Source organism: Klebsiella sp. HN106, assembly GCF_051209435.1.
GTDB lineage: Bacteria > Pseudomonadota > Gammaproteobacteria > Enterobacterales > Enterobacteriaceae > Klebsiella > Klebsiella oxytoca.
On record NZ_JBLURD010000001.1, the window covers coordinates 744610 to 765399 of the forward strand.

Consider the following 20790-nt stretch of genomic DNA (forward strand, 5'->3'; position numbering starts at 1 on the left):
CAGCAATGAAAAAAGTCGCACTCGTGACCGGCGCAGGCCAGGGTATCGGTAAAGCTATCGCCCTTCGCCTGGTTCAAGATGGCTTTGCCGTGGCCATCGCCGATTATAACGATGCCACCGCACAGGCGGTTGCTGACGAAATTAACCAGCACGGCGGCCAGGCGCTGGCGGTGAAGGTCGATGTCTCGAAACGCGATCAGGTTTTTGCCGCCGTTGAGCAGGCGCGTAAGGGCCTTGGCGGTTTTGACGTGATCGTTAACAACGCCGGGGTCGCGCCCTCTACGCCTATCGAAGAGATTCGCGAGGACGTCATCGATAAAGTCTACAATATCAACGTTAAGGGCGTTATCTGGGGCATTCAGGCCGCGGTAGATGCGTTTAAAAAAGAGGGCCACGGCGGCAAGATCATCAACGCCTGCTCCCAGGCGGGCCACGTGGGTAACCCGGAACTGGCGGTCTACAGTTCAAGCAAGTTTGCCGTGCGCGGCCTGACGCAAACCGCCGCCCGCGATCTGGCGCATCTGGGAATTACCGTTAACGGCTACTGCCCGGGGATCGTCAAAACCCCCATGTGGGCGGAAATTGACCGTCAGGTTTCCGAAGCGGCGGGCAAACCGCTGGGCTACGGAACCCAGGAATTTGCGAAACGCATTACCCTCGGTCGTCTTTCCGAACCGGAAGACGTCGCGGCCTGCGTCTCTTATCTGGCCGGTCCGGACTCCAACTATATGACCGGTCAGTCGCTGCTGATCGATGGCGGTATGGTATTCAGTTAATAATAAATAAGCTCTGACATGGTTTGCCCCGGCCTCAGCGCCGGGGCTTTTTTTCAGCCTTTCGGGAAGATCCACAGATCGTTGACGGGCAAGGTAAGATGGCAACGTTCGGCATCGCGCAGTGCGCTACCGTAGGCGCGAATAGCGAAATCATCGCCTTCGGTGCGAAACAGATACTCCCAGCGGTCGCCGAGATACATACTGGTCAGCAGCGCTAATTCCAGCATGTTCTCTTCAGGCGAGGAGGCTATGCGCAGGCGTTCAACACGAATGACCGCCGTTGCTTCCGCCCCCACGCTGACCCCTTCCCCGGCCATTCCCCACAGTGCCCAGCTGGCGCCCTCAATGCGCGCCCGACCGTTATCCAGATCGGTGACGGTGCCGTGCAGCCGATTATTGCTGCCCATAAACTCGGCGGCAAACAGCGTTCTCGGGCTGCCGTACATCTCCTGCGGCGTTCCCTGCTGCTCGATGACGCCGTTATTGAGCAGCAAAATGCGATCGGAAATCGCCATCGCCTCATTCTGATCGTGGGTCACCATCAGCGCCGACAGACCCAGCTTGACGATCAGTTCGCGCAAAAAGACCCGCGCCTCTTCCCGCAGCTTAGCGTCGAGGTTCGACAGGGGTTCATCCAGCAGAATGACCGGCGGGTTATATACCAGCGCCCGGCCGATGGCCACGCGCTGCTGTTGTCCTCCGGAGAGCTGATGCGGGTGGCGATTGCCAAGATGCCCCAGGCCCAGCTGATCGAGCACGCTCTGCACCCGCTGTTTGATCTCCGCGGCGGCGACCTTACGTAGCCTGAGGGGGTAAGCCACGTTCTCAAATACCGTTTTATGCGGCCACAGGGCGTAGGACTGGAACACCAGACCCAGGTTACGCTCCTCCGCCGGAATTTCACTACGCGGGTTGCCGTCATAAACGCGGGTTTTACCGATAGCGATCGTGCCGCTGGTGGGCTTCTCCAGCCCGGCGACCGCCCGCAGCAGCGTGGTTTTTCCGCTCCCCGATGGGCCGAGCAGCGAGACGACTTCCCCCCGCCTCAGCTCCATAGATACGCCCTTCAGTACCGGGTTATCGCCGTAGGTCAGGTGCAGGTTTTCTACCGATAATTCAATCATGTAATTTCACTCCAAAGCGCAGGGCGATGCCCAGACCCACGACCACCAGCAGGATATTAATAAACGAGAGCGCGGCGACGATATCGATAGCCCCCGCCGCCCACAGCGACACCAGCATCGAACCGATAGTTTCCGTTCCCGGAGAGAGCAGATAAACCCCGGTCGAATATTCGCGCTCGAAGATAAGAAACATCAGCAGCCAGGAGCCAATCAGGCCATAGCGCGACAGCGGCACCGTGACGTGGCGGGTGATCTGCCCGCGCGATGCGCCGGTACTGCGCGCCGCCTCCTCCAGCTCAGGCGCCACCTGCAGCAGCGTCGAGGAGATGAGCCGCAGGCCGTAGGCCATCCAGACCACGGTATAGGCCAGCCAGACGCTGAAAATGGTATTACGCAGCGCGCGCAGCTGAACAATCAGATGGTCGCGCAGCCACTCAGCCACCGGCAGCGCCGAGAGCCAGCCGTTTTTCAGCGACTGATCCAGCCACATCGGCAGAAACAGAAACACCCACAAAAACGCCAGCCCGGCCAGCAGCCCCGGCACCGCACGCGGCACCAGCACGCTGTAGTCGAGAAAGCGCGTGACGTTATCCGGTTTGCGGTGCATCGCGATGCCTACGAACAGATAGCAGACCACCGCCAGCGCGCCGCCGATGACCCCAATCGCCATAGAGTTAACGATGGCGCGCAGCAAATTCGGCTGCTGCCAGATGTTGCGAAACGTCGCCAGCGAGAGTTCATCCCACAGCGGGACGCCAACCCCCCAGTTCGAAATAAAGGCCCGCAGCGCAACGCCGATCAGCGGTACGCCGATGGTAACCGTTAACCAGGCCACCACGACGATACCGGCGACCCAGCGCCATTTCCCCAGCGGCAGCGCCCGGGCCTGCGATGCTTTCCCCTTCATGGTGACAAAGCGGTTGGCGGTACGCATCAGGCGGCGCTGGAGCATCACCAGCGGAATGGTGATGCAGATCAGCACCACCGCCACCGCTGCCATCAGATGATAGGAAGGCGTGCCGAGCTTGTTGGTCAGTTTATAAAGATAGGTGGCCAGCACCATATTGCCTTCCGGGTCCCCCAGCACCAGCATCAGGCCGAAGACTTCCAGGCCGAGAAAAAACAGCAGTACGCAGGCATAGAGTATGGACGGCCGTACCATCGGCAGGCTCACCGAGGTCATGACCTGCAGCGGCGATGCGCCAACCGTTCGCGCCGCTTCTTCCACATCCGAACCGACGCTGCGCAGCGCGGAAGAGATATAGAGATAGGCGTGTGGAACGTGCGTCAGTCCGGCGATCGCCACGATGCTGAACATCGAATAGATATTCCAGGGCACAAAACCGATCAGCTGCTCCGCCCATTGCGAAAAGAAGCCTACCGGTCCCACCGCCACCACGTAACCAAAGGCCAGCACCATCGGCGATACGAAAATCGGCACCAGAATCAGCGGCTCAATAATCCGTCTGCCGGGTAAATCGGTGCGCACCATTAAAAAGGCGAGGATCCCGCCGAGAGGAATGGCGATCGCCACCAGGCCGAAGGCGAGAATAAAGCCAGATTTTAGCGCCAGATAAAAATCCGGATCGGTAAAGATAAATTCGAAGGCCTCAAGGCTAAATGCCTTCGAGCGGGCAAAAAAGGGTGCCGAGAGAAAGCTCTGCACCACGATAAATAGCAGCGGGACATAAATGGCCAGCGCCGTTATCAGGACAACAATTCCGCGCGGCAACCCCTGCCACTTTCGGCGTAAAATATTCATAAGCGATCCCTTTAAACCTGGCGGGTATCATGTGGGCTGCGCATCCTGAAAAGATGCGCAGCGCCGGAGGGTTATTTCGCCGCGGCGGTGCGCCACTGTTTGATAAATTCCAGGCGTTGTTTCGGCTCAAGATACGCCAGCAGCGTTTCATCGACCGGAATGGGCTTCAGCGCGCTGCCGAGCATTTTGGTCATACCGTCGATATCATTTTTACCTTCGATATCATTGCGCAGGGAGGGAATATCGGCCTGGTTCGCCAGGATGCTTTGCCCCTTTTCCGAGAGCACGTAATCAAACCACAGCTTCGCCGCATTCAGATGCTCGGCTTCTGCGGTAATAAACGAGACCCGCGAGAGCACCAGCACATAATCTTTCGGGTACGAGATACCCAGCGAAGGGTCGTTTTTCGCCCGCGCCTCCGCGTATGAACCGAGGATGTTGTAGCCAATCAGGTTTTCCCCGGAGGAGACGCGCTCCATCATCGTCCCGGTGGACGATTGCACGGTCAGCCCGCCTTTCGCCATTCCCGCCAGGTCGTCAAAGTAGTGAGCATCGGCTTTACTGTCCTGAACCGCCAGCATAAAACCCAGGCCCGATTTTTCAATATCGTAGGTAGTGACCTTGCCCTTGAACTTATCAGCCTGACTGGCGATCAGCTTCGCCAGCGCGGTGTGCGAATCAGGAACATCCCCTTGCGGGATCAGGCGCTTATTATAGATAAAGACCACCGGTTCATAGGTGGTGCCGTAGGCTTTTTGCTGCCAGACCGCCCATTTCGGCAGCTTATCTTGTTCCGGGGAGGCATACTGTTCCGCATAATCGGTGGCAAGCTTCAGCGCCGTATCCATTGAAGAGCTCCAGACCACATCGCCGCTTCCGCCGCCCGCTGCCTGCTCGCTGATATAACGGTTGTACAATTCGGTACTGTTCATATCGTTATATTCAACTTTAATGCCGGGATATTGCGCTTCAAAACCTTTAATTAACGGACCTGCGGCCTTAGTATCCGTGGTTGAGTAAATCACCACCTTGCCTTCTTTAATCCCCGCATCCACGACCTTTTGATAATCCGCCGGATAGCCCTGAGGGAGCGCAGCAAAGGCCTGACCGGAGAATATGGCCGTCAGTGAAATCACTAAGCCACTAATTTTCATATACATAAAATCAACCTTTAAGCATCATTTATTAAATGTAAATTTAACATATAGCGTGACGTAAGAACCTTGCAACGCCTGGGAATGTTTTTTTACGGCTTTTGTGACGCTGACGTAATTTAAATGATGGTGATTGAGATTTGGCAAAAGCCTAAAACGTTGAGGTGATGAAATATTAAGAAAAGATTAAGTTTTTCTGTTTTTAAACCTGCCGAATAAGGCATTCTTAAATAAACGAATAAAACTTGTTGGCGCAGGACGCGGTAAATCGCTGACTTCCATATCATGAATGGCAGCGGCTAATAGCCGACGCTACGGAGTCAGTATGTATAAGCGAAAACTCCCGGGTCGCGGCTGACGCCTTATCCGGGCTACGGGACCGCTGACGGTGTGAATCCGTAGCCTGGCTAAGCGCAGCGCGGGCCGGGTGAACGCTAAGCCGGTGCATTTGGCTTCACACCTGTCCCGGAGGCGGTGCTGACGCACCTGTCCGGGCTACCGGCCCGAGAACCTGTAGCCCGGCTAAGCGCAGCACGAGCTGGGGAATTTACCGTTGCGCCAGCTGGCGCAAAACCGTTCGTAGTTCATCGGGCTTACGCATCCCCTGATGCCAGTCCAGCACCCTACCGTCGCCATCAATTAATATTGATGTTGGCGTACCGATAACCTGATAGCGCTCCTGAGTTATTTTCAGCCGATCGCGCAGCACCGGATAGCTAATCCCATGCTTCGCCAGCAGCGGCGCGATATCCACGGTATCCGGATCGGTATTCACCCCCACCACCACCAGCTTATCCGGCCAGCGCTGGCTGAGCGCCTGCAGGGTATCCATCTCCGCCAGACAGCCGCCGCAGCCTGCGGACCAGAAATTAAGATAGACCGCCTTCCCTCGCCAACGATCGAGGCTGACCGGCGACTCCTGTAAATCGAATGCCGCCAGCGCAGGCGCCGTTTCGCCGCGAGCCAGCTTCTCTTCTTTGCAGCCGCTAAGCAGCGCCAGCGTCAGAAACAGCATCACTTCAGGCATGCGCATGATGATTCACCTCCTCGCCGAGATACTTTCCGTGCTGCAAACGCACGATGCGGTCAGCGAATTGACCCAGCGCCGGATTGTGGGTCACCATCACAATGGTTCGCCCCTGGCGGTGTAAATCTGTCAGCAGATCCAGCACCCGCTGCTCGTTCTCTTCGTCAAGGTTACCGGTCGGCTCATCGGCAAAAATAACCGGCGGCTCGTTAACCAGCGCCCGGGCAATGCAGACGCGCTGCTGTTCCCCGCCCGACAGCTGGCTCGGTAAATGGGTCACGCGATGCTCAAGTCCCACCTGAGCCAGCACCGCTCTGGCGGCGCTCTCATCCACCACGCTGTGGTAATGCTGCGCCAGCATGATGTTTTCCAGCGCCGTCAGAAACGGGATGAGATGGAACTGCTGGAAGACGAGGCCAATTTTCTGCGCGCGAAAGCGACGGCGCCCCTCTTCATCCAACGCCGCGGCGTCGGTGCCATCCAGGATCACCTGTCCTTCACTGGCGGTATCCAGACAGGTAAGAATGTTCATCAGGGTCGTTTTGCCGGAACCGGAGGCGCCCATGATGGCAACAAACTCGCCGCGTGCGATGCGCAAATTAATATCCTCCAGCGCCGTAACTTCCCCGAACCGCTTATATAAATGACGCGTTTCAATCGCCATTTGACGCAAAGACGTGACGGTCATGGCGTTACTCTCCTTTCAGCACTTTCGCCGGTTCGACGCTCACCGCGCGCCGCACCGGAACAATGGCCGCCAGCAGGGCGACCAGTAAAGACAGAACCAGGGTCAGCGGCAGCACCGGCAGACGCAGCGAGATGCTGGCGTTAAACACCGTTAGTCCCAGCAGCTGCGCCAGCAGATAGCCCAGCCCCCAGCCGCAGACCACCGCCGCGAGGGTAATAATGCTGGTCTCCAGCAGCATCTGGCGGGTAATATCGCCGTTGCTGGCGCCCAGCGCTTTTTGCAGCGCAAACTCTTTCGCCCGCTCACCGACAATCGCCATCAGGGTGGTGTTAACGCACAGGGACGACAGCGCGAGGATCACCATCGACACCAGCCCCATCAGCCCCTTAATTTTATCCAGCACCTGCCCCTCGGAAGCCGACACTTTGCGCACCGGACGAATCTCAAGGTTCGGGTACTGATGCTGCAGCTGGCTGGCATAGCGCTCCACCTGGCCCAGGTCATTGCTGACGCTAAGCAGCCCGTGACTGATCGCGCCGGGCTTTTGCAGCCAGGACTGCGCCACATCGAGGCTGACGATCAGCATATTGTCGGTCGCGTCCCCCGCCTCTACGATGCCTTTAATCAGCAGCGTCTTACGCCGGCTATGGTCTACCAGCGTCACGCTATCGCCAACATTCAGTGCCAGGCGCTGCGCCAGTTTGACGCCAATCATCGCGTTGCGATCGTCAAAGCTGACGACGATCCAGCTGCCGTTGACCTGCCAGTAAGGCACCAGCTTTTGCAGCGACTCAAACCACACCCCGACCATCACCACTTTCTCCAGCTCAGTACGCGCCGTACCGTACAGCCACGGACTGGCGCCGTGAATCAGGCCCGCCGGCGCGCCATCAAGAATGGCCTGAAGCTCCGGCTGCGGCATGCTGGCGCCGTGGCCCGGACCAATATAAAAATTGGCGCCGAAGGTGCGCAGCTCTTCGCTCATTTTGCTATTGATATCGAACCACACGGCGGAGAGTGCGGTCACGATGGTCGCCCCTACCGCCAGCGCGGCAAACACCACGCTGACCCGCTGCATTCTCAGCCGCAGCGCTCGCCACACCAGCAGCCACAGCATGTCGCGCTTAGCGGCCATATAGCACCTCCACAGGGTAAAGACGAGCGATCCGGCGGGCCGGGAACCAGGTACCGATTAAAGCAATCAGCACCGCTATCACCAGCACGCAGGGCACCACCACCCAGGCAAAATTCAGCGGCGTAGCAAACAGCATCAGGCCAATAGCCTTTGCCAGCCCCCAACCGGCGATACAGCCCAATGCGCCGCCGACCAGGCCGCCCAGCGCCGCCTCAAGGTAAAACAGCAGCAAAATTTGCCACTGGCGGGCGCCCAGCGCTTTCATGAGACCAATCTCTTTGGCGCGCTCCATAATCGTGCTGGTCATCAACGAGGCGATGCCCATCGCCGCCGCAGCCAGCGCGGCCAGAGTCACCACCCCCATCAGCAGCTGAATTTTGTCGATAACCACACCTTCCGAAGCAGCAACCTGCCAGACCGGACGCACCTCGGCGCCGGAAATGGCCTCTTCCAGCTGGTGGGCGATGGACGATACGTAGGCGGTGCAGTACCAGAGATCGTACTCTTCGGCATTCAGCGCCTCGAGATCCTCACGGGCACGGCGCGACAGCTCGTTCTCCGGTACCGTCAGCGCCGAGACGCGGATCGCCTGCACTTTTCCCGGTAGACCGAGCAGCTGCTGCACGACGCTAAGCGGCATCACCAGTTGGTTATCCTCATCGCCGCCGCTGGACAAAATACCGCTCACCTGGACGTTCAGCACCCTATCCGCAACGTTGAGGGCCAGGCGATCGCCGGGCTGCCAGCCGTAGTTTCGCGCCAGCGCGTGACCGACCAGCGTTTGCGGCGTCTCGCCGACCGGCTCCTGCGGCCATGCGCCGGTCACCTGCCAGAAGGGGCTGACCGTCCGCTGTCCGGTCTCGTACCCCTCTTCATCCGGGATACTGACCGGCTGGCTAAAAAAAGTGCCCAGCACGCGAATATCCTGTCCTGCAACGTTTACCTCGCCGCCGAGCATCGGGGCAAAGCCAACGATGTTATTGCGCCAGAAAATATCTTTGATGTTCGGCAGCTCGGATTCATCAAGAAAGTCGTCGCTGGCCAGCGGGTTGCTTTGCTCGCTGAACAGCGCGGGCAGCGCCGCCTGCCCGGCGGGCTCAATTAAAATATTGGCGCCGTAGGATTTCAGCTCGCGGGACATCTTGTCGCCGATATCGATAGAGACCGCCAGCAGCGCCGAGATCAGGCTGGTCGCCAGAAACACGGTCAATACCGCCAGCGCTTTGCGCCGCAGGTTGCGCCCCCACGACTGGTAGATCATTCGCCACAGCATGGTTACTCCTCCTTCACCGCGTCGGGCACAAACTGCTCTGGCGCATTGCGGAAACGGTCATAGTTGGCTTCAGAGGAGAAGAACCAGGTTTTACCGCCATAGCTGTATTTGTAGTCGGCGCGGGTGTTGGTCAGGGTGGAGCCATCCACCGGGTCGGTGACGTTAATCGTCAGGACGGTAGAGAAATAGTTACCTCCGCCGGCCAGCGCCGCGCCGGGTATCGTCAGCTGTTTGTCATCGTTGCGCCAGCCGTCGATCGGCACCGGGTTACAGCCGCCGGGCTTGCCAATCGAGGGGATAAAAATGTGCACACCGCAGGCGACACAAATCACCTGATTGCCTTCCATAACGTAGCCCTGATCGCCGCACAGCAGGCAGGCGTCAAACACCACGCCAAAGCGCAGCTTATCGGGATAGCGGTTAATGATAAAAAAGCGAATCGCTTTGCCGTCGTCCGCCACCCAGACGAAGCGATGCAGTTTGCCATCTCGAACCTGCTCGACCGGAATATGCACCTGGCCGTCGGCGGCCAGCGTAACCGCCTGCGCCTCGGACAAGCGCGGCGGCTGCGAAGCCACCAGATTCCACCATAGCTGGCCGCCGATAATCGCCAGCGCGCAGCAAACGGTGGTCAACCACAAACGGCTGGCTTTACGGCGTTCGGCCAGCGCAAGGCGGCGGGAGATGGGGGCCTCCGCGGCTTTAACCGCCCGATAATAGCGGCGTAGCGCCGGGATCCAGCACAGACACAGCAGCAGCAGTATCGCGGCGGCGGCCCAGTTATACATCGCCGCGTTGTTGGTCACCCTGGCGACAAAGCTCAGCAGCGGTTTCAGCAGCGGTAGCACCTGTAGCTTCATCAACAGCAGCAGCAGGTTACCGCCGAGCGGTAGCCACAGCAGGACCAACAGCAGCAGGGCCAGCGGCCAGTAGAAGCCGCGCATTCTGCGCAGCAGCATGGCGCAGAGCGCGCAGGCAAGGCACAGCAGCGCGAACGCCGCAGCCAGCGCGGTGATATTCAGCAGCAGATCGGTGTTCAGAACGTGCGTGGAGGTCAATCCGCCCAGGTTCGGGTCCAGCGCCCAGTGCCGGGCTGCGCCGAAAGTGAGGAGCCATTGCCACAGATAGCGAACGCGCGGCGAAGACCAGCTGAAGCTCAGTAAAAACAGCAGCGATACGAGGATTTCAGCGCCGACCAGCAGAAGCTCCAGCGTCTGGCTCGGGCGAATATACAACCCGGTCAGTAGTCCGCAGCCCAGCGCGGTAAGCAGCGTCCAGACCAGCGGACGCAGGACGGGAGGCGCGCCGCGCCCCCAGAGTACGGCGGAAAGCAGCGCAATGCAGGAAAAGGCCTGTAGCGTCGTGACGAAAAAATAGCTCATGACTTTAACTCAGTACGGCGGATGAATAACACGCCGCAGGATGACCGCCCGGCCATCCTGCGTGAAAACACTCGCATCTGAGGATGCTGAGACTGATGACAACCCTGCTTTAACGATGGCGTCGCATTTCTGGCGGCTAACGCCTCACTCTGCTTACAAAAAAGTAATATCAGCAAGTTATGCGTTACCACAGGATCGCGAATGCGAAACGGAGATTTGCAGCAGAGCGCGCTTTGTCAACAATCTGAGCCTCCGGAGACGCTTAGTTCAGACCGACATATTTAAACTCATAGCTCACATCAAACGGCTTCCACCAGCGGCCGACGCCGGTTTCGCTATCGGTATGGCGGTGCATCCCGGCTTTCGACGGCGGATCAATGTGGTAGGTGACTTTATAGTTACCCACGCCCATCATCTTGATGTTCGCGCCGTAGTGCGGGCCGTCGCTCGCCACCATCGGCATAAAGGTGCCTTCCTGTTTTTCGCCGGTATCGCTATTGACCAGGGTGTAGGAGATCGTCAGATAAGGGATCCATTCACCTGCGCCAAAACCATTTTTACCGCCTTCTACCGCGTGAATATCCGCTTCCAGATGGATATCCGACTTCGCTGCCGGCAGCCCCATGCCGCGCGGCTCCATATCAATAGGCTGCAGGTAAACCGCGGCGATCTCCATTTCATTCATGGTGACCGGCTCGCCGGCCGGATACTCTTTAAAGGCCAGCGCCGCGGGCGCGGTGAAGATACTGGCCAGGGTGGCGCTGATCATCAGGGTCTTCTTCATGGTCATCTGACTCATCCTCTCGTCTTAAAATGGTTAGCAATGCGTTTTTATGGTTTCAGCGGGTGCCTGACGACGGCGCATGATCCATAGCGCCGCCAGCGCCGCGAGCAGCAATATGCCCTGCGGCAATAGCGTTTCCACATAGGGGTAAATTCCCAGCCAGCTGATTTCCGGTATTCCGGCGATCAGCGTTGGCTGAAATAGTTTGCCCTCCACCAGTTCCAGTACCCCTTTTCCGGCGAAGACAAACGCCATCAGGTACATAAAACCGCCGGTGAACAGGAAGAAGGGTTTGAGCGGTAGCCGGACCACCGAGTAGCGCATGACGAGCCAGGCGATCAGCAGAACGACACAGCCGATAACAAACCCGGCGCCGATGGCAAGATGGCCCGGCAGCCCCTGGGCATCGCCAATCAGGGCGTAATAGAACAGCACCGTTTCGGCCCCCTCGCGGTAGACCGCAAGGAAGCTGGTTAACCACAGTCCCACCAGCGAACCGCGCGACAGCGAATGGGAGAGTTTGCCCTCAAGCCAGGCCTTCCAGTGGCGGGCTTCAACTTTGGACAGTAGCCAGTAGCTCATAAGGAACAGCATCACTACCGCAATCAGCATAGTGATCCCCTCCAGCAGCTCGCGGCTGGCGCCGGATTGAGTAAACAGCAGCTGGAAGATAAACGCCGTCGCCACGCTGGCGACCAGCGCCACCATCACCGACTGGCGGATCAGCGGCAGTTTGTCGTGATGGTTGTTTTTAACCAGATACGCGACGATAGCCGCCACAATCAGCAGCGCTTCCAGCCCTTCGCGCACGATGATCATCAGGCTATAGAGCAGCAGGCTCCACTGGGTCTCTTCGCCTTCGCCAAGCATGGTGACCGCTTTTTGCAGATCCGCCTCAAGGGCGGCGGCTTCCGCGGCCAGCCTCTCCTGCGGCTGTCCGGCCTTCATCAGGCTGACCATACGGGTAAAATGGGCCTCCAGAGAAGTTTTAAAGGCCGCATCGCGAGAACCGATTTTGTTCTCCATCCCGGTGGCTTCAAAGCGGTCGAAATAGATGTCCTGTACGTCGAGGATCGCCTCCTGCCCTTCCCCATTTTGATAGCGCGTTAGCGCGGCGTTGATGCTCTGGTTAATCCCCTGGGCGACGCTTGCCCAGTCCGCGCGGGCGGTCGTTTCATCAGCCAGCGCGGCGTTATCGGCGCCAGAGGGAGCGCCCATCGGCCGATCGTCGCGGGTGGTTGGCAGACCCGGCAGAATGTCTTCCAGATCCTGTAATAGCGTGGTGACCTGATACGACACCTCGTTCAGGCGGTCAGGCTGGGCGGCCAGAGTCAGCAGCGCGCTAAACTGTTGGTTAATGGCGGCCGCTTCCTTCGCCGAGCGATTTTGCCGCACCGAGGTTTCCATTCCGGAGTTTTTAAATCCCTGATACTGCGCCTGCTGCACCTGCTGGCTGGCCTGCGCGTAGTTGCCGGCCTGATACTCCGTTACCGCCTGCGCCAGCCTGTCGTCAAGGGTGCGGAAGCTCTCCTGCCAGTGCTGCGCAATGTCATCGCGCGTAAGCGCGGTATGCTGCTCTTCCGCCACCAGCCGATGCCCGCCGTCCAGCACCGGCTCAACTTCACGCAGCGCCTGCTTCAGCCCGTCGATACGTGCCTGCACCTCGCCGATCGGTTTGCCTTCACCGATCATGCGGCGGATCTCGCCGAAAGTGCTCTCCATCTCGTAGCTCTTACGCGCCGAGATATTGATCCGAATTGGCCCTTCAAGGTTTTCAAACACTTCAAAGTAGGCCATTTGCACTTCGCGCCGCGCGTCGGTATTTTTTTGCTGCTGATAAAGTTCTGCCGTTTTATCAAGACGTTGCTCGATATCTTCGATATAAGGCGCATACTGGGTCTGCGCCATCGCGCACGCGCTGCCAAACAACAGGCTCAACAGCATCAGCAGCAGGAAGGAACGAGGGCCGGTCATGACAAATCCCTTGCGAGTTAATGATAATGATTATCGTTGTCATTTTTACTCGCAATGTACATGACCTGGATCATGAAAATGTCAACCTGTGACAATTTATGTAAAATGTTGCAAAGAAATAATTATTAATAACTATCCGTTATTAGCGCGTGAGTGACGCCTGGCTTGCGCGAAATAGCTGTCGTGAGCGCATAAAAAAACCGGCGCGATCTTCGCGCCGGTTATGGTGCATATTTTGGCTTGTGCGATATTAACGGCGTAATATCTCAGGGTTATGCTGTAGCTGCCGGAGAAAATTACCGTAGCCCTGCTCACCCACCCAATAATTAATACTCTTCTCGACGCCGACGGAGGTTAACGTCGCGCCGCTGATACCATCCACGGTGTAATCATCGTGCTGGCCAGGAGTATTTTGTACGACCTTCAGCGCCGGCTGGCCGTTATTATCGCGTATTTTTTTGCCCGGCCATTGGCGACGCCATTCGGGATCTGTCACGCGCGCGCCCAGCAGCGGCGTCTCATTTTGCTGATAATACAGCAGGTCTTTTACCGTGCGACCATCGGTAGCCAGCGCGATCAAGCCATACATCATCGATTTTGCCCCTTTACCGTAAAAGGGCAGTATAACCTGCTGAATTTCATTATCATTATTGCGAATAAGATAAACCACTGCCCGCGGGCAGCGCTGGCGAATGGGCGTCGGGTTCTGCGCTACTGCCGGTTCACCGCAGCCTTTTTGCCCAGCGGTATCCTCTCCCGGCGCAACAAACTGGCCGCTATCCAGATTAACCTGACGGACGATCACCCGTTTTGCATAGAGCGATTTCAGCGCCTGCGGATCGCGAGGTTCGTTGCCGGTTAAACCCGCCACCTGCAGTACCGCATTTTCTGTCGCCGCATTTTCCGGTACGGCATAATTGTCTTTGGACAGTAAAAACCAGGCGACAACAATTGCAAAAATAAGAATACAAAACACCATCAAAATTAAAACAATAATTTTACCTTTACGCATGCGCTTCATTTTCCCATCGGTTGGCATCCTTAATACAGAGTGCAATCATTTGCCTCTGGCTGTCCAGAGCTGATGATAATTATTATCGTTATCATTAATTCTGCGGAGCGCCAAAGCCGGCGGGATAAATATCCCCGACTGCAGAGAAAAATATCTCCCCCCTATTTTTTATTTCTCCCCTGTTCTCTGGAGATGATCGCCCAGCGTAACGACAGCCGCGCGCAAACCTTGATCTTCGCCGTTGCTCAGCGCAGCATGGAACGGCAAACACACTAAAACAATAATCCGCAACCCACTCACAGGAGAGAATCAGTGCAAACAGGACATCGCTTCCAGGCCACGGATCTGCATCATTTTGTTAAAACCCTTTTCGCCCATATGGGAAGCTCCCCCACCGAAGCGTCGCTTATCGCCGACCATCTGGTTGCCGCCAACCTGGCCGGGCATGACTCCCACGGCGTAGGCATGATCCCGAGCTACGTACGATCCCACGCGCAGGGCTATCTGCAGCTCAACCGCCACGCCAGCGTGATGAAGGACGCGGGTGCGGTTGTCACGCTGGACGGCAACGGCGGCTTCGGCCAGGTCGTGGCCCATGAAGCCATGCAGATCGGTATTGAGAAGGCGAAACAGCACGGTATGGCCGCCGTGGCGCTGCGCAATGCGCATCATATTGGCCGCATCGGCTACTGGGCGGAACAGTGCGCCGCCGCCGGAATGATCTCTATCCATTTCGTAAACGTGGTTGGCAACGTGATGGTCGCCCCGTTCCGCGGCAAAGATAGCCGCTTCGGCACGAACCCGCTGTGCGTGGTTTTTCCGCGCGCCGGCCATCCGCCGCTGCTGCTGGATTACGCCACCAGCGCCATCGCTTTTGGTAAAACCCGCGTTGCCTGGCATAAAGGCGTGCCGGTCCCCGCGGGGTCGCTGATCGACGCTCGCGGCGCCCCCACGACCGACCCGGCGGTGATGCAGACGTCGCCGCTGGGGGCGCTGCTGACCTTTGCCGAACACAAAGGCTACGCGCTGGCGACGCTGTGCGAAATTATCGGCGGCGCGGTATCCGGCGGTAAAACCTCGCATCAGGAGACCCTGCAGGGCAGCGTGGACGCTATCTTCAACTGCATGACCACCATTATTCTCAGCCCGGAAGCGTTCGATGCGCCGGATATGCAGCGCGAGACCGAAGCGTTTATCGACTGGTGTAAACAGTCGCCGCACGAGCCGGACGCGCCGATTCTGGCCCCGGGCGAGTGGGAAGAGGCTAACCGCCAGCAGCGCCTGGCGGAGGGCATTCCGCTGGACGCCGGAAGCTGGCAGGCGATTTGCGCCGCCGCCGAAGAAGTTGGTTTACCCGCCGACACCCTCGCGCGGCTGCGGCAGAAGCTGGCCTGATTTTCCCGCCATGACGCCCGCCCGGGCGTCATGTCATCGTCATTAGTGTCGACATCACTGCCGCCATCTCTTTTTCGAACAAATATTATCTTTATATTCAATGTATTAATTATTGGCACGCGCTGTGCATAACGCTTGCGTCATTTGCCGGTACGCTGGCTTATGGCGCCCTGACACCGGCGGGCCGGGCCCGGTCTGTCCGTTGTTGTTTATTCACTGTTAACAGGTCTGTTACTGATGAAAAAAATCACGAGCGTTTGCCCTTATTGCGGGGCCGGTTGCAAACTTAAGCTGGTCGTCGAAAACAATAAAATTATCCGAGCCGAAGCCGCTGATGGCGTCACCAACCAAAATCAGCTGTGCCTTAAAGGCTATTACGGCTGGGATTTTCTCAACGATACCCAGCTGCTGACGCCGCGTCTGCAGCAGCCGATGATTCGCTATCAAAAAGGCGGCAAATTCACCCCGGTAAGCTGGGATGAAGCTATCCGCTATACGGCGAAAAAACTGCGTGAAATAAAGGAGAAGCATGGCTCGCGCGCCATTATGACGACCGGTTCATCCCGCGGTACCGGCAATGAAACCAACTATGTGATGCAGAAGTTCGCCCGCGGCGTGCTCCACACCAATAACGTCGACTGCTGCGCCCGCGTCTGCCACGGCCCGTCGGTAGCCGGACTTCAGCTGGCGCTGGGTAACGGCGCGATGAGCAACTCGATCAGCGATATCGAAAACTCAAAATGCCTGCTGGTCTTCGGCTATAACTGCGCCGACTCTCACCCTATCGTCGCCCGCCGGGTGATTAAAGCCCGGGAAAACGGCGCGAAAATCATCGTCTGCGACCCGCGCCGTATCGAAACCGCGCGCATCGCCGATCGCCATCTGCAGCTCAACAACGGCAGCAATATGGCGCTGGTCAACGCCTTCGCCCACGTCCTGCTGGAAGAGGATCTCTATAACCACGATTACGTCGACCGTTTTACCGAGGGGCTGGACGCCTATCGCGAAACGGTAAAAGACTATTCACCTGAAGCCGTTGAGGAGATAGTCGGCGTGCCGGCCGCTGAAATTCGCCAGGCGATGCGCATGTTTGCCGCCGCCCCCTCCGCGACCATCATGTGGGGCATGGGCGTCACCCAGTTCGGCCAGGCGGTGGACGTCGTCAGAGGGCTGGCCAGCCTCGCGCTGTTAACCGGTAACCTCGGACGCGCCAACGTCGGCGTAGGCCCGGTGCGCGGGCAAAACAACGTTCAGGGCGCCTGCGATATGGGCGTATTGCCAAATATGTTCCCCGGATACCAGGACGTCACCGACGCCAGCGTTCGCGATAAGTTTGCTAAAGCATGGGGCGTTAACCCGGCGGTCATGGACGACCAGGTCGGCACCCGAATCACCGAAGTGCCGCACAAAGCGCTGGCCGGCGAAATCAAAGCCTACTACATCATGGGGGAAGATCCGCTGCAAACGGAAGCCGATTTGGGCCTGGTGCGCAAAGGGATTGAGGCGCTCGATTTCGTGGTGGTGCAGGATATCTTTATGACCAAAACCGCAGAGATCGCCGATGTGCTGCTGCCCGCCACCTCCTGGGGCGAACACGGCGGCGTCTTCACCTGCGCCGATCGCGGTTTCCAGCGCTTCGAGCAGGCGGTTATCGCCACCGGCAACGTTAAGCGCGACTGGGAAATCATTTGCCTGCTGGCCAGCGAAATGGGCTACCCGATGCATTACGACAATAACCAGCAAATCTGGGACGAAATGCGCGAGCTTTGCCCCCTGTTCTACGGCGTCACTTATGAAAAAATGGGCGATATGAACCACGTTCAGTGGCCGTGTCCGACGCTGGATCACCCCGGTACGCCGTGGCTGTATAAAGATAATCTCTTCGACACGCCGACCGGCAAAGGCCAGCTGTTTGCCGCCCCGTGGCGAGCGCCGGCCGAAACCCCGGATGAAGCCTACCCGCTGGTGCTCTGTACCGTGCGCGAAGTGGGCCACTACTCGTGCCGTTCGATGACCGGTAACTGCGCGGCCCTGCAGTCGCTTGCCGATGAGCCGGGCCGGGTGCAAATCAATCGCGCCGACGCGCAGCGTCTCGGCATCGCCGATCAGCAGCTGGTGTGGGTGAGCTCGCGACGCGGTAAGGTGATTACCCGCGCCGACATTAGCGATCGCATTAACCAGGGCGCGGTGTATATGACCTACCAGTGGTGGGTGGGTGCCTGTAACGAGCTGACGCAGGATAATCTCGATCCGATCTCGAAAACGCCGGAAACCAAATATTGTGCGGTGAAGGTAGAGGCTATTGCGGATCAGCGCTGGGCCGAGCAGTATGCATGGAACAGCTACAGCGAGATGAAAGCCCGCCTGAAAGCGGCCGTGAACGTGTAAAACACCGGAGGGAGAGACGCGCTTCTCCCTCCATATCAAGTTTTGCTCCCGGGGGCGGCGCGCAACGCGCCTTGCCCGGGCTACGGGTTCAGTGCCGTCTGCGGATCGGTAGCCCGGACAGATGCGCAGCATCGCCTCCGGGAAACTCTGCCACTCTGCGCGCGGCTCCCGGGGGCGGCGCGCAACGCGCCTTGCCCGGGCTACGGGTTCAGTGCCGTCTGCGGGCCGGTAGCCCGGACAGATGCGCAGCATCGCCTCCGGGATCGGTCTCTTACGCCAGCAGCGTCTCCACCAGCGTCGTCCACAGCGCCACGCCGTGCGGAATCAGTTCATCGTTAAAATCATAGCCGGCATTATGCAGCGGCTTTGACGCCGTCTCGCCATCGGTGCCGATCCAGAAATAAGCGCCCGGGCAGGCCTCCAGCATGCAGGCAAAATCTTCCGATGCCATGGACGGATTACCGTTCCAGATCACCGCCGACTCGCCCAGAAGCGCACTCGCCACCTCACGAACTTTCTGCGCTTCAGCAGGATGGTTGGTGGTCACCGGATAGCCGGGATACCAGGCGATTTTGCCTTCCACGTCTGATACCTGCGGCTGGGCGGCGACATAGCTCTCGATCAGCCCCCTGACCCGCTCGCGCACCTGGTTGTTCAGGCAGCGAAAGGTGCCGCGCAGCACGACTTTATCCGGCAGCACGTTAATCGCCTCCCCGCCGGAAATCTGGGTAATGCTTACCACCGTGGATTCCTGCGGCGACAGGCGGCGCGACGGAATGGTTTGCAGCGCCATAATCAGCTGCGCCGCGGCGACAATCGGGTCCGCCCCGCGCTCCGGCATCGCCGCATGGCAGCTCTTGCCGGTCAGGGTGATTTCAAACGCATCGAGAGAGGCCATCATCGCTCCGCTGCCGATCGCCACCTGGCCCAGCGGCATACCCGGCCAGTTGTGCAGCGCGTAAATGGCATCCATCGGGAAGCGCGCAAACAGCCCCTCTTCCACCATTTTACGCGCGCCGCCCAGGTTCTCTTCAGCAGGCTGAAAAACAAAGTGCACGGTGCCGCGAAAGCGGCGGGTTTGTGCCAGATGCGCCGCCGTCGCCAGCAGCATCGCGCTGTGACCATCGTGGCCGCAGGCGTGCATCACGCCCGGATTTCGCGATTTATAGCCGACGCCGCTCAGCTCGTTTATCGGCAGCGCATCCATATCGGCCCGCAGGCCAATTACCGGACCCGGGCCGTTCTCCAGCGTCGCGACCACGCCCGTACCCGCCAGCCCGCGATGCACCTGAAGGCCAAATGAAGCGAGCAGTTCAGCCACCCGGCGCGACGTTTCCTGTTCCTGATACCCCAGCTCAGGGCAAGCATGAAAATCACGTCGCCAGCGAATGGCCTCGGCGATCAGTGAAGGGGACACAGCCATGACATACTCCTTTCCTGCACAGCTTCAGCGCTGAACGAGTGTTTTATGCGATTTTTTAGGGCTACGGGTAACCCGCTAGCCTATTGGTTATATCCTTTCGCCCGCTCGCTGACAACTTCCGCCAAACCCAGCGCCAACGCGCCCCTGCGCGGCATCGGCCTGCACTGCGTTTTTTTGTAGTCATATCAACGGTGACATAAGGCGTGCGATTAATTATTATGCAGCTATACTGGCGTTTTGCCGAATAATTCACTCTACAGACCTCCTTAACCGAAAATAAAATGTTCAACCCAGAGCAGAATCGTCTTGCCCCCACGCTGGCGATGATCATGGCGGCTTCATTAGTGGGATTTATCACCGGATACACGGTGCCCTTAATCAGTCTGGAGCTGGCGCAGCAGCAGATTGATACCGTTTACGTCGGCCTGCTGGCCGCGCTTCCGCCAGCGGGGATGATGATCTCCTCCTTCCTCTCACCCGCGCTGTGCCGGCGTTTCGAGATGGGGCTTCTGCTCTCCGTCAGCCTGGTGGCGCTGGCGGCAGCTACGATCGCCTCCTGCCTGTCGTTTGATATGCTTCATCTCCTGCTGCCGCGTCTGGTGACCGGCCTGGCGTCAGGGGTAATTATCGTCATTGGCGAAAGCTGGATCACCGGCGGCGCGGCGGGGAAAAATCGGGCCACCCTGACCGGCATTTATGCCTCCGCCTTTACCGGCTGTCAGCTGGCGGGGCCGCTGCTGATCTCCGCCGGAGAGGCCTGGCAATCCTGGACGCTGCTGCTGGTCGGCGTGGTGACCCTCGCCTGCCTGCTGATGCTGCGCCACCTGCCAACCGGCAGCCGCGAACGGCTGGCGGAACGGGCCAGCTGGCGCAGCCTCGGCGCTTTTTTACCGGTGCTGGCTTCCGGCGTTTTCTGCTTTGCCTTTTTTGATGCCAGCATACTGGCGCTGCTGCCGCTTTACGGTATGGATAAAGGGCTGAATGAAGTGACGGCGGTATTGCTGGTTACGGTAGTACTTACCGGCGATGCCGTATTTCAGGCGCCGCTGGGCTGGATTGCCGACCGCTTCGGCATCCGCCGCGTACATCTGACCTGCGCAATGGTCTTCTGCCTCGCCCTGCTGGCCCTGCCGTTCCTGCTGGCATCGTACATCCAGCTGATTGTCGGCTGCCTGATTCTCGGCGCCGCGGCGGGGGCACTCTATACCCTATCGCTGGTCCGCGCCGGGAAAACCTTCTCCGGGCAGAAGCTGATTATGATCAACGCCCTGCTGGGCTTCTTTTGGTCTGCAGGCAGCGTGGCCGGCCCGGTGGTCAGCGGCTTGTTGATTAGCGTCTCGGGCTATGACGGCCTGCTTATCACGCTGTTTGTCAGCGGCGCGCTGTTCCTGCTGATTCAATGCCTGGGTAAAAACGAAAAAGCGCTACTGGCGGACGAACGTGAGCGCGAAGAAGAGAGGGATGATATTCGCGAGGCGGCGCAGTAACGCTTA

The 20790-nt window shown here is 58.6% G+C and carries 16 protein-coding genes; 4 read left to right on the forward strand and 12 right to left on the reverse strand.

The window, feature by feature from the left end; all coding sequences use genetic code 11:
- Window positions 1-5 precede the first annotated feature (5 nt).
- The gene (locus ACSIPU_RS03545) at window positions 6-776 is read left to right on the forward strand and encodes a (S)-acetoin forming diacetyl reductase (protein ID WP_004102805.1); all 771 of its coding nucleotides are present in this window, start codon (window positions 6-8) and stop codon (window positions 774-776) included.
- A 53-nt stretch (window positions 777-829) separates the two neighbouring features.
- Here ACSIPU_RS03545 and ACSIPU_RS03550 read toward each other — a convergent pair whose 3' ends face one another.
- The 11 genes from ACSIPU_RS03550 to nqrC form a co-directional block, all read right to left on the reverse strand.
- The gene (locus ACSIPU_RS03550; RefSeq protein ID WP_004102806.1) at window positions 830-1900 is read right to left on the reverse strand and encodes an ABC transporter ATP-binding protein; all 1071 of its coding nucleotides are present in this window, start codon (window positions 1898-1900) and stop codon (window positions 830-832) included.
- Window positions 1893-3662: an ABC transporter permease gene (locus tag ACSIPU_RS03555; protein WP_004102807.1), complete on the reverse strand. Its 1770-nt coding sequence runs from the start codon at window positions 3660-3662 to the stop codon at window positions 1893-1895. Before ACSIPU_RS03555 ends, ACSIPU_RS03550 begins: the two co-directional genes overlap by 8 nt.
- 71 nt (window positions 3663-3733) lie before the next feature.
- Entirely contained in the window at window positions 3734-4822 is a 1089-nt protein-coding gene (locus ACSIPU_RS03560; RefSeq protein ID WP_024274300.1) for an ABC transporter substrate-binding protein, read from the reverse strand.
- 541 nt (window positions 4823-5363) lie between these two features.
- Window positions 5364-5849 (reverse strand): TlpA family protein disulfide reductase, encoded by a 486-nt coding sequence (locus tag ACSIPU_RS03565; protein ID WP_004102810.1) that lies wholly within the window; start codon window positions 5847-5849, stop codon window positions 5364-5366.
- Window positions 5836-6531, reverse strand: coding sequence for an ABC transporter ATP-binding protein (locus tag ACSIPU_RS03570; protein ID WP_004102812.1), 696 nt, complete (start codon window positions 6529-6531; stop codon window positions 5836-5838). Before ACSIPU_RS03570 ends, ACSIPU_RS03565 begins: the two co-directional genes overlap by 14 nt.
- Window positions 6532-6535: 4 nt before the next feature.
- Window positions 6536-7666 (reverse strand): ABC transporter permease, encoded by a 1131-nt coding sequence (locus ACSIPU_RS03575; protein ID WP_435321602.1) that lies wholly within the window; start codon window positions 7664-7666, stop codon window positions 6536-6538.
- Window positions 7656-8939 carry an ABC transporter permease gene (locus ACSIPU_RS03580; RefSeq protein WP_004113521.1) on the reverse strand — a complete coding sequence of 428 codons (1284 nt, stop codon included), beginning with the start codon at window positions 8937-8939 and terminating at the stop codon, window positions 7656-7658. Before ACSIPU_RS03580 ends, ACSIPU_RS03575 begins: the two co-directional genes overlap by 11 nt.
- A gap of 2 nt (window positions 8940-8941) precedes the next feature.
- Window positions 8942-10321 carry a Fe-S-containing protein gene (locus ACSIPU_RS03585; protein WP_196557513.1) on the reverse strand — a complete coding sequence of 460 codons (1380 nt, stop codon included), beginning with the start codon at window positions 10319-10321 and terminating at the stop codon, window positions 8942-8944.
- Window positions 10322-10583: 262 nt separating this feature from the next.
- Complete coding sequence (locus ACSIPU_RS03590) at window positions 10584-11111, reverse strand: iron transporter (protein WP_004102822.1); 528 nt, start codon at window positions 11109-11111, stop codon at window positions 10584-10586.
- A 27-nt stretch (window positions 11112-11138) separates the two neighbouring features.
- Entirely contained in the window at window positions 11139-13079 is a 1941-nt protein-coding gene (locus ACSIPU_RS03595; protein WP_017145719.1) for an FTR1 family iron permease, read from the reverse strand.
- Window positions 13080-13329: 250 nt separating this feature from the next.
- Window positions 13330-14100, reverse strand: coding sequence for an NADH:ubiquinone reductase (Na(+)-transporting) subunit C (gene nqrC, locus ACSIPU_RS03600; RefSeq protein WP_017145718.1), 771 nt, complete (start codon window positions 14098-14100; stop codon window positions 13330-13332).
- Between the two features lie 303 nt (window positions 14101-14403).
- Between nqrC and ACSIPU_RS03605 the strand changes: the two genes are divergently transcribed.
- Window positions 14404-15486, forward strand: coding sequence for a malate/lactate/ureidoglycolate dehydrogenase (locus ACSIPU_RS03605; RefSeq protein ID WP_024274303.1), 1083 nt, complete (start codon window positions 14404-14406; stop codon window positions 15484-15486).
- Window positions 15487-15723: 237 nt separating this feature from the next.
- On the forward strand, window positions 15724-17874 hold the full coding sequence (gene fdhF / locus ACSIPU_RS03610; RefSeq protein WP_435321604.1) for a formate dehydrogenase subunit alpha: 2151 nt from the start codon (window positions 15724-15726) through the stop codon (window positions 17872-17874).
- Window positions 17875-18145: 271 nt separating this feature from the next.
- Here fdhF and ACSIPU_RS03615 read toward each other — a convergent pair whose 3' ends face one another.
- Entirely contained in the window at window positions 18146-19297 is a 1152-nt protein-coding gene (locus tag ACSIPU_RS03615; RefSeq protein ID WP_017145717.1) for a M20 aminoacylase family protein, read from the reverse strand.
- A gap of 281 nt (window positions 19298-19578) precedes the next feature.
- On the opposite strand from ACSIPU_RS03615, the gene ACSIPU_RS03620 reads away from it, so the two are divergent.
- Window positions 19579-20784 carry an MFS transporter gene (locus ACSIPU_RS03620; protein ID WP_004102828.1) on the forward strand — a complete coding sequence of 402 codons (1206 nt, stop codon included), beginning with the start codon at window positions 19579-19581 and terminating at the stop codon, window positions 20782-20784.
- The last annotated feature ends 6 nt before the right edge of the window (window positions 20785-20790 follow it).

Coding starts and splice junctions, on each gene's coding strand:
- ACSIPU_RS03565 (WP_004102810.1), bottom strand. CDS start 5,849: ATGCGCATGCCTGAAGTGATGCTGTTTCTGACGCTGGCGCTGCTTAGC.
- ACSIPU_RS03545 (WP_004102805.1), top strand. CDS start 6: ATGAAAAAAGTCGCACTCGTGACCGGCGCAGGCCAGGGTATCGGTAAA.
- ACSIPU_RS03555 (WP_004102807.1), bottom strand. CDS start 3,662: ATGAATATTTTACGCCGAAAGTGGCAGGGGTTGCCGCGCGGAATTGTT.
- nqrC (WP_017145718.1), bottom strand. CDS start 14,100: ATGAAGCGCATGCGTAAAGGTAAAATTATTGTTTTAATTTTGATGGTG.
- ACSIPU_RS03595 (WP_017145719.1), bottom strand. CDS start 13,079: ATGACCGGCCCTCGTTCCTTCCTGCTGCTGATGCTGTTGAGCCTGTTG.
- ACSIPU_RS03560 (WP_024274300.1), bottom strand. CDS start 4,822: ATGTATATGAAAATTAGTGGCTTAGTGATTTCACTGACGGCCATATTC.
- ACSIPU_RS03570 (WP_004102812.1), bottom strand. CDS start 6,531: ATGACCGTCACGTCTTTGCGTCAAATGGCGATTGAAACGCGTCATTTA.
- ACSIPU_RS03575 (WP_435321602.1), bottom strand. CDS start 7,666: ATGGCCGCTAAGCGCGACATGCTGTGGCTGCTGGTGTGGCGAGCGCTG.
- ACSIPU_RS03585 (WP_196557513.1), bottom strand. CDS start 10,321: ATGAGCTATTTTTTCGTCACGACGCTACAGGCCTTTTCCTGCATTGCG.
- ACSIPU_RS03550 (WP_004102806.1), bottom strand. CDS start 1,900: ATGATTGAATTATCGGTAGAAAACCTGCACCTGACCTACGGCGATAAC.
- fdhF (WP_435321604.1), top strand. CDS start 15,724: ATGAAAAAAATCACGAGCGTTTGCCCTTATTGCGGGGCCGGTTGCAAA.
- ACSIPU_RS03590 (WP_004102822.1), bottom strand. CDS start 11,111: ATGACCATGAAGAAGACCCTGATGATCAGCGCCACCCTGGCCAGTATC.
- ACSIPU_RS03620 (WP_004102828.1), top strand. CDS start 19,579: ATGTTCAACCCAGAGCAGAATCGTCTTGCCCCCACGCTGGCGATGATC.
- ACSIPU_RS03615 (WP_017145717.1), bottom strand. CDS start 19,297: ATGGCTGTGTCCCCTTCACTGATCGCCGAGGCCATTCGCTGGCGACGT.
- ACSIPU_RS03580 (WP_004113521.1), bottom strand. CDS start 8,939: ATGCTGTGGCGAATGATCTACCAGTCGTGGGGGCGCAACCTGCGGCGC.